Raw genomic sequence first — 7,534 nt, forward strand, 5'->3', positions numbered from 1 at the left:
CGACGTTTTCTTGGACTTAAATTGCTAATCCTAGACTATGTCTATATTGCAGTGGGCTTATCCCACCGAGTGATATTTTGATACGTTTTTCATTGTACCAGCGCATATAAGAATCGACCTTATTAAAAAAGGTAATCAGGAAACAAATATGCAACCTTCCAAAGCTTCACATTATTGGATTAGAAGCATGGGGCAGCTCATATTTTGCTGTTCTTGTTACCTGGTCTATCTTTAAAAAGGCAAGTCGAAATAAATCTCCCGTATCTGCCGTGAGTTTCACCGTTACCGAAGGGTTTTTGATGTCGCTGCCAAACCGGTGATGACCCGGGTTATTTTCCTCATATTCCGTGAGTCCCTCTTCATATCCCTGAAGATCATCTTCAAAATGAATGGTATAGGTAATGCGGCTGCTCTTTGGAAGCGGCATGTTTTCCGTTGTTTTATTCAAAAGGTAATCTACATATTTATGACCTTCCTCATAATCAAATACCATTCTCCCCTCTGCAAATTCCTCTTCCTCATAATATAAAGCAGCCCCGGCAGCACACTCTTCAGCCAGCGCTTTTAGATAAACCTGAGACTGTACATATCTTCCCATATCTCCCTGATAAGTCAGAAAGCTGATATGAACCATCAGCAGTCCTAAGAATATAATAAAAATCTTCATAAAATCCCTCAGCGATCATTAAGTAACTCACTGGCTGTCCAGCTTTCAATGGTATACATCCCGCGGTTATCTTCATCACGAATTCCGAAGAAGCGATTCCCTGCCATAATTTTTTCTATCGGTACCGAGACTTTATAATAAATCAGTTCCCGTTCATCAAACTGGCCTGTCCTGTATTGCGGAATGTCCTCCAGTACAACCTCTATTTCTTGTTCGCTGATCTGAAAGTCTTTTTTTATTTTTTCTATCAGATCTTTTTCTATTTCCGAAGTAAAGCACCCTTCCTGCTTCGCCTGTTCCTTTGCAGAATATACATATTCCTGGAGTCGTCCGATATTGTCATGATTCTTTTGATCAAGCATGTACTGCAGCATAAATATTAAGAGAATCGGAAGCACCCCCATTAAAACGATTAATTGTTTCACTAGAATCCCCCTTTACGGCGCATTGGTTCTTATGGCAATTCCCTGAGCCCACACCGCTTCCACGATATGTACAATAGAGTCATCTTCAGGACCCATAATCATATTATAAATTACAATTCCAAGCAGTATCGTACTGCAGAGTACAATGTATTGCTTCATGTCTAACCTCCTTTTGACAGATTCTGCAGGAGCCTTTATAGGGCTCCGCCGGAAGTAATCCTCATAATCTGCTGATTTGCATTGTCCGACAATGTTTCCGCACTGTCTCGGAATTCTCCTACAAACCCTGCGATGGCAATTCCAAGGATTACCATGGCAATCATAACGATGATTTGTTTCATTGATCGCTCACCTCTCATTCTAAAATTTAAATAGGGTCAATTTGCTACGGTAAAAAGAGTTGCAGCATTTCTTTCTGATCCAGAAAATAAGCAACATAGATAAAATTGATAAAAATAACAAAGATATTTAAAACAACCGGGAAATAAATAAGATCACTGATTATTTCATCCCTATGCTTTTGCGTGGTTAATCTGATCTCTTTCATTCGCTTTTCAAAGGAGAACAGATTCTCGGACAAATCCTGTGGATTTATCTCATCCCATTGTATAAGAAACCAGGCAAAATCCCTGCTGATTTTACTGCTTACCCTTCTTGCAAAGAACTCAATGGCTTCGCTCTTTTGATTGACCCTTAAATAGCTAAGCATTTGCAAATATACAGGCTGCAGCAGCCCCCTATGTTCTGCCAGCATTTCCAGAACGTAATCCGTACTGGTGGTTTTTCCTTTCCCAATAACCGCCATATTCCTTAGAAACGTTACCGCTTCAAAGATCTCTTTTTCGTACTTCTGCATTTTAAAGGTCTGGATCAGTCTTTTGAAAAATCCAATGGGAGTTCTTCCCCACTCCCCGGCAGGAAACAGCAGCTTACCGTATTTTTTCAACTGTTCTGCCATTTCCTTTCTGAAATATGCCCTTCTTTTCAAACTCCAGGCAAGGCTGCCATTACTTTTGATCAGAAATACTGCAAGGATCATTAACATTGTAAACATCAGATAAATATACAAGTCCCAGTCTGCCATCTGTGTATACCTCATTTCTTTTAATAGTCAAATCGCTGGTTGGTAACAATCTCAATAAAGGTCAAATTAGCCAGGAATAGAAATATGATCATAAGCATTAATAAAAAGCCTTGTTCGGTATAAAACTGGTTTTTCAGAAATCCGCTCATAGACATTCCGATATAATTCACTGAGAGAAAAGCAGTTCCGATATACATAAATGGTACAAGAAAGACAACGATTCTTGCAGATTCGGAATTTAGTCGTTTGCGTTCCTCTGCAATGATTCTGGCATCTCTTAACTGTATCAGTAAATCTTCCAGGGCAAGGGTGACATTCATTCCGCTTTCAGCTGCAATTCTGATATTATTAGCAAGCATTCTGCTCCAGTTTGTGTGAATACCGTAAGCAAAGCGTTCCGTAGATTCCCTAATCAGCCTGGTATTTCCTGTACTCCTGAGTTCGAGAAGGAGCTTGAACAGCAGCTTACAGCTTACCTTCATATCTTCAGTAGACAAGATTACCTTCTCTATGGTCCTGTAGATGTTGCAGCCGCATATTCTATATTGAGTCAGGAATTCCGAGACCAACCGTTCGCCTTCATAACTTCCTTTCCGTCTTACGGTCTCAAGTCGAACTCTTAAAAAAAGGTATGGCATGAAAGAAATCAGGATTCCCATCCAAATTGCCGAGATTAACGGAACCGTTTGTAAACCGACAAATACGATGAAAAGAAATAGAAACATTGTTGCAAGGATAAACTGTTTGGGTTCAATGGGTTTTTTCAAAGATACCATGACATTCCGCAAATGATTTTCTAATCGATTCTCAGGTTTTAAAGCTCTTCTCCGTGCTTTTAGCCTTTTTTTCATGATGAACTTTGTATAGCTTCTTCTTAATTTGTCATAGTAAAGCAAGCCTACTCCCAAAACAAAGAGTATATAGATGGCAGTACTTACAAGCATTAAGATTATATGAATTTTCTTAATATCAATTATCATCATCACCGATCCTTTCTTTTTCATGGGATAAACCGGCAAGTTCTTTTGCAAAGGTCTCATACGCTTCAGAATTTTCCTCAACCGCCAGCTGCTTTTTTTCTTTACTGATCACATTATTCCATTTCCAGATGTGATGTCTGGTGTCATATCTGCAGAGTTCTTTCAATTGTATCCTTCTCATTTCTCTGTCCAAACTCAGTTCATAAATGCTTTTCAAGCGTTTTTGATTTTTGTTTTTTAATTGAATAAAATGAAAGATATAATCAAAACTTGAAGCCACTTTTTGAGCTGTTGTCCCTAAGTCTCCGCCAAGGCTTTTTACGATTTCACCGGCAACATCATAGCAGAATTCAAGGGGATCTCTGGCATGAAAGGTAATTTTCATCCGTCTTGTGCCTTTGCTGGCTATTTTGACTGCTGTATCAAGGGCAATGCCATCCCTTGCCTCTGCGAGAATAAAATAATCCGCATCACTGCGCAGCAAATTCTTTGAAATGTGTTTTAACCTATCATTATCGGCAATTATCTGAAGGATGGGAGCATCCGGCATCATTTTATGTAATGGTATTTCAGGATCTGTTTCAACCATAACGCCTTCCAGATTTTGATCTTCATAACTTTGCCAGGTAGACAGAAACGTAGTTTTCGCGGTTCTGACTGCACCGGTAAAAGCTACATTAAATCCAATATCCACCATAGCTTTCAGCAGGGGAACGGATTCCAACGGGATCGTGCCCCTGGCTGCCTGTTCCTCAAAGCTGTAGCTTGGAATGATATATCTGCGAAAGATAATGACATCCTGCCCCTGTTTTGTCATGGCTCCTCCGAAAATAGTTACCCTGGTGCCGTCCAGCATATAGATTTCATGAAATTCCTTATCCAGTCTCTCTTCAGGTGTTAATAAAAGAAACGCACGTATGAGCTGTTCTCTTCTATCCTTAGGAATTCTCTGGGGTTTCAGACGCATTTGGCCATCTTCCAGGAAGTAGATTCTGTCTCCTATTATTTTTGCAGAACTGCTTTCCCTATACTTTTCAGAGAACCACTCTGCAATCCCGGCCAGTCCCCAATTTTCATGATAGATTCCATCATCCAAACTGTTATACCATTCCGGGTAGACCTCATTTTCCGAGCCGTAACTTTTCACGAGTTCCCTGATTCTGCTGCGAAAGTAGGAAACTTCCTGATCATAACCGATAATTGCCTTTTTCTGAATCCGCAACGCAGAATCAACATTTTCTTTCCCTTCCTCCCATTCTCTTAAAAATTCTTCATTTACCTTCTGGCAAAGCCGGTTAAAATCCATTCCTGAATGACCGGCATCTTTTCCGGGCGATACGAGATAATCACTTAAATAAAACTTCTCCATATGTTCTTCCTTTGTTTCTTTATCTCAGGTAGACCGCTCTTTGACAATATGCAGTTAGAAAGTTCAACAATATCCTGTATAAACTTGTCATTCTTATAGTCAATCAGCGTCATATGCTCCATCTCCGCCTGTTTCGCATAATCGGAGGCGGAAACCTTCCACACATTCTGGGCTTCACTTTGCATTCGATCGGCAACATATGCGGCATCATAGAAATCATGTTCAACATACTTATTTAAAATGAGATCAGAAAAAACAACGCCTACGTTGTCATAAATATCCTTTCTTTTCTCATACCTGCTGAGGCTGGTTTCCTGCTGCGTGACAATGTAGAAGATATCCCTTGAGCACTGCAAAGCACCTATGGCTAAGCCATTATCGATTTCGTTGCCGCTATCGGCAATGACAATATCAAAGTACGGTGAAATTTCCTCTAATAAGTATGCCGCCCCCTCGGGGCAGTAAAATCTTTCTTCCAGCTCATTGGAAGGGCCCGCCATGACATAGAGATTTGCATTGTGCTTACATATTTTCAGGAAGTCCTGCTCATGCAGCATACGGTTTTCAATTTGAATTTTCAAGGTATCAACGGTAACCGGTGCTTCTCTTATATATTCAGTACTCTCCCTGCCATTCATGGAAATCTGCAATATCTTTAAATTCTGATGATATCTGGAAATAGCCGATGCGATTGACAGGGAAAGCATGGTAGTTCCCACTTTATGATCCGACCCGTGAAAGGTAAAAAGATTAGGAATCAAAACGATCACTCCTTTGTACAATGATTAGCGTCGTGGGAATTTCTCCCTCTATGCAGGAACGGATTTTTGCGTATTCTTCGATAGTTGCTATAATTTCAATATGACTGATGGTTGAGGTGCTGTCCGTTCTATTCAGAATTTTATTTTCCTCAACAGGGATTTCCCCTGTACCGGTATCTCTGATTTCTCTTTCTGTACTGTCTTTTACAAAGGCAACTCGATAAGTTCCAATCAATCCCCGCTCGTCAGCACCGTAAATATCTACCAGATCCCCCCTCCTTAATGAACTGCTTCGCATTGAGATCCATTCAGGTTGAAGAACAAAAATAGATTCATCCTGATCCAGGAAAAATTGATCCTGCCGAAAATATTGAACGGATATTTGACTATTCTTCAATATTAATTGTGTTGAAACCTTTCCTTGTATCCCGGATAAATCCTTTTCTTTCAGAGCATCCTTCAATACACTTTCTTTTGGCAGCTTAACCGTTGAAAACTGGGTGTTCTTCACCTTTTCTCCTATTTGGATGTCTGTTTTTGCGACAAGTACTTCCTGCATCATGACGGCGTCTCTCCCTTTTAATTCCCAGAAAAAAAGCCCCAATAAAGAAATCATGATCAACAGAATTCCTATGAATGTTTTCGCTTTCCTCAAACGCACACTTCCCTTCTTTTTCTTTATTATACATAAATTTACATATTTCGTTATTTATATTTTACAGTTTTTAATTGGGATGTCAACCATTTTTTTACATTTTAGTAATAAAAAAAATCATAGGATATTCTGTATGAATTTAATAAAAACAGAATACCTCTATGATCTTAATTTTCTATTTAATAGAAATAAAATACATTATTTTAAGGCACAGGCTATCTGAGCCGCCAGTTTTGCATTGTTGTAGACTAGCTGTATATTAGAGTCCAGGCTGTCTCCACCAGTGATTTCTTTTATTTTAGCAAGCAAAAATGGAGTCGTTTCTTTACCGTGTACCCCAATATCTTTAGCCTCAGCTACAGCTTTTTCAATTGCATCATTAATTACTTTCGCATCCATGGAGAATTCTTCCGGGATAGGATTTGTAATAAGCATGCCGCCTTTCAGCCCCAAACCGATTTTAGCTTTGAATGCCTCTGCTATTTCCAGAGGTGTATCGAGATTGTAATCTACCTTAAAACCACTTTTCCTGGTATAAAATGCAGGCAGCTCTTCTGTTTGATAACCAATGACAGGAACACCCTTTGTCTCTAGATATTCTAAAGTAAGCCCTAAATCCAGTATTGATTTTGCTCCGGCGCATACCACAATCATTTCAGTATCTGCAAGCTCCTCCAAATCTGCTGAAATATCCATTGTAACCTCAGCGCCTCTATGAACTCCTCCAATTCCGCCTGTGGCGAAGACCTTAATTCCAGCCAGAGAAGCCCCAATCATCGTAGTCGCTACCGTAGTCGCTCCGTCGCTTTTTTTCGAAAGCAATACCGCCAGATCTCTCCTGCTCGCTTTTGGAATTTTAACTCCGGTTTTCCCCAAATAGTCAATCTGTTCATGATTGGTACCTACAACAATCTTGCCATCCAGGATACAAATGGTTGCCGGTACCGCACCATTTTCTCTGATAATCTTTTCTACATTATTTGCTGTTTCCACATTTTTCGGATATGGCATGCCATGAGAAATAATGGTGGATTCCAGGGCAACAATAGGCTTATTACTTTTTAATGCTTCTTGCACTTCGGTTGAAATGCTTATATATCGATTATCCATATTAACCTCCATAATCTATCTATAAACTGTTTCATTTTAGCTGATGACTCATTAAACACTATACTTTAGGGAGGCTTATTTGTAAATATAATATTTATTAGTTAGTCAAATTTCATTTATTAGTATTTAAACCGAATCATTCAACTGCCAAATCGAAACAGTTGGGTTTTGACAAGCCAAAGGTCTGACTTTGTATCACGAAAATACTCACAGGTTTCTAATGATATGGTCTCAATTCGTTATTTTTAACCCCAAAAACAAACAGAATCCATAATCGGTGTTTTCGGGTTATGGCTCAGCCGTGAATGCCATCATTAAAAACAACTTCATCTTCATCCTATCTCATAGACGAAACCTGTTCGGATATTTTCTTAAATCCAAAGTTCAGCCATTGCGGCTTGGTAAAAAAGCTCGCAAAAACTAAAGCTGACAGTTTCATAGTGTACTAATACATAATCTTATTTAACTAACGGGTGGCCTGAC

General features: G+C 39.4%; 10 protein-coding genes and 1 pseudogene. All 11 read right to left on the reverse strand.

The annotated features are described in order from the left end of the window. Nucleotides 1-16 precede the first annotated feature (16 nt). A pseudogene (locus KCX82_RS02950) lies at nucleotides 17-115 on the reverse strand (IS3 family transposase); the annotation flags it as partial. Between the two features lie 51 nt (nucleotides 116-166). Then, entirely contained in the window at nucleotides 167-667 is a 501-nt protein-coding gene (locus KCX82_RS02955) for a hypothetical protein (protein WP_227016941.1), read from the reverse strand. Nucleotides 668-675: 8 nt separating this feature from the next. Continuing rightward, the gene (locus KCX82_RS02960; protein ID WP_227016942.1) at nucleotides 676-1,092 is read right to left on the reverse strand and encodes a BAR domain-containing protein; all 417 of its coding nucleotides are present in this window, start codon (nucleotides 1,090-1,092) and stop codon (nucleotides 676-678) included. Between the two features lie 12 nt (nucleotides 1,093-1,104). Then, nucleotides 1,105-1,251, reverse strand: a complete 147-nt coding sequence (locus KCX82_RS02965) for a hypothetical protein (RefSeq protein ID WP_227016943.1) — start codon at nucleotides 1,249-1,251, stop codon at nucleotides 1,105-1,107. A 35-nt stretch (nucleotides 1,252-1,286) separates the two neighbouring features. Then, complete coding sequence (locus tag KCX82_RS02970) at nucleotides 1,287-1,433, reverse strand: hypothetical protein (RefSeq protein ID WP_227016944.1); 147 nt, start codon at nucleotides 1,431-1,433, stop codon at nucleotides 1,287-1,289. Nucleotides 1,434-1,477: 44 nt separating this feature from the next. Continuing rightward, complete coding sequence (locus KCX82_RS02975) at nucleotides 1,478-2,176, reverse strand: hypothetical protein (RefSeq protein WP_227016945.1); 699 nt, start codon at nucleotides 2,174-2,176, stop codon at nucleotides 1,478-1,480. Between the two features lie 20 nt (nucleotides 2,177-2,196). Then, nucleotides 2,197-3,159: a hypothetical protein gene (locus KCX82_RS02980; protein ID WP_227016946.1), complete on the reverse strand. Its 963-nt coding sequence runs from the start codon at nucleotides 3,157-3,159 to the stop codon at nucleotides 2,197-2,199. Beyond that, nucleotides 3,146-4,525 (reverse strand): CpaF/VirB11 family protein, encoded by a 1,380-nt coding sequence (locus KCX82_RS02985; protein WP_227016947.1) that lies wholly within the window; start codon nucleotides 4,523-4,525, stop codon nucleotides 3,146-3,148. Before KCX82_RS02985 ends, KCX82_RS02980 begins: the two co-directional genes overlap by 14 nt. After that, nucleotides 4,507-5,286 (reverse strand): P-loop NTPase family protein, encoded by a 780-nt coding sequence (locus KCX82_RS02990; RefSeq protein WP_227016948.1) that lies wholly within the window; start codon nucleotides 5,284-5,286, stop codon nucleotides 4,507-4,509. Before KCX82_RS02990 ends, KCX82_RS02985 begins: the two co-directional genes overlap by 19 nt. Further along, nucleotides 5,276-5,941: an SAF domain-containing protein gene (locus KCX82_RS02995; protein ID WP_227016949.1), complete on the reverse strand. Its 666-nt coding sequence runs from the start codon at nucleotides 5,939-5,941 to the stop codon at nucleotides 5,276-5,278. The genes KCX82_RS02990 and KCX82_RS02995 overlap by 11 nt, the downstream gene beginning before the upstream one ends. Nucleotides 5,942-6,139: 198 nt before the next feature. Next, on the reverse strand, nucleotides 6,140-7,051 hold the full coding sequence (locus KCX82_RS03000; RefSeq protein WP_227016950.1) for a pseudouridine-5'-phosphate glycosidase: 912 nt from the start codon (nucleotides 7,049-7,051) through the stop codon (nucleotides 6,140-6,142). Between the last annotated feature and the right edge of the window lie 483 nt (nucleotides 7,052-7,534).

Source organism: Sinanaerobacter chloroacetimidivorans (assembly GCF_018128545.1).
Classification (GTDB): Bacteria; Bacillota; Clostridia; order Peptostreptococcales; family Anaerovoracaceae; genus Sinanaerobacter; species Sinanaerobacter chloroacetimidivorans.

Coding starts and splice junctions, on each gene's coding strand:
- KCX82_RS02975 (WP_227016945.1), bottom strand. CDS start 2,176: ATGGCAGACTGGGACTTGTATATTTATCTGATGTTTACAATGTTAATG.
- KCX82_RS02965 (WP_227016943.1), bottom strand. CDS start 1,251: ATGAAGCAATACATTGTACTCTGCAGTACGATACTGCTTGGAATTGTA.
- KCX82_RS02985 (WP_227016947.1), bottom strand. CDS start 4,525: ATGGAGAAGTTTTATTTAAGTGATTATCTCGTATCGCCCGGAAAAGAT.
- KCX82_RS02955 (WP_227016941.1), bottom strand. CDS start 667: ATGAAGATTTTTATTATATTCTTAGGACTGCTGATGGTTCATATCAGC.
- KCX82_RS02980 (WP_227016946.1), bottom strand. CDS start 3,159: ATGATGATAATTGATATTAAGAAAATTCATATAATCTTAATGCTTGTA.
- KCX82_RS03000 (WP_227016950.1), bottom strand. CDS start 7,051: ATGGATAATCGATATATAAGCATTTCAACCGAAGTGCAAGAAGCATTA.
- KCX82_RS02970 (WP_227016944.1), bottom strand. CDS start 1,433: ATGAAACAAATCATCGTTATGATTGCCATGGTAATCCTTGGAATTGCC.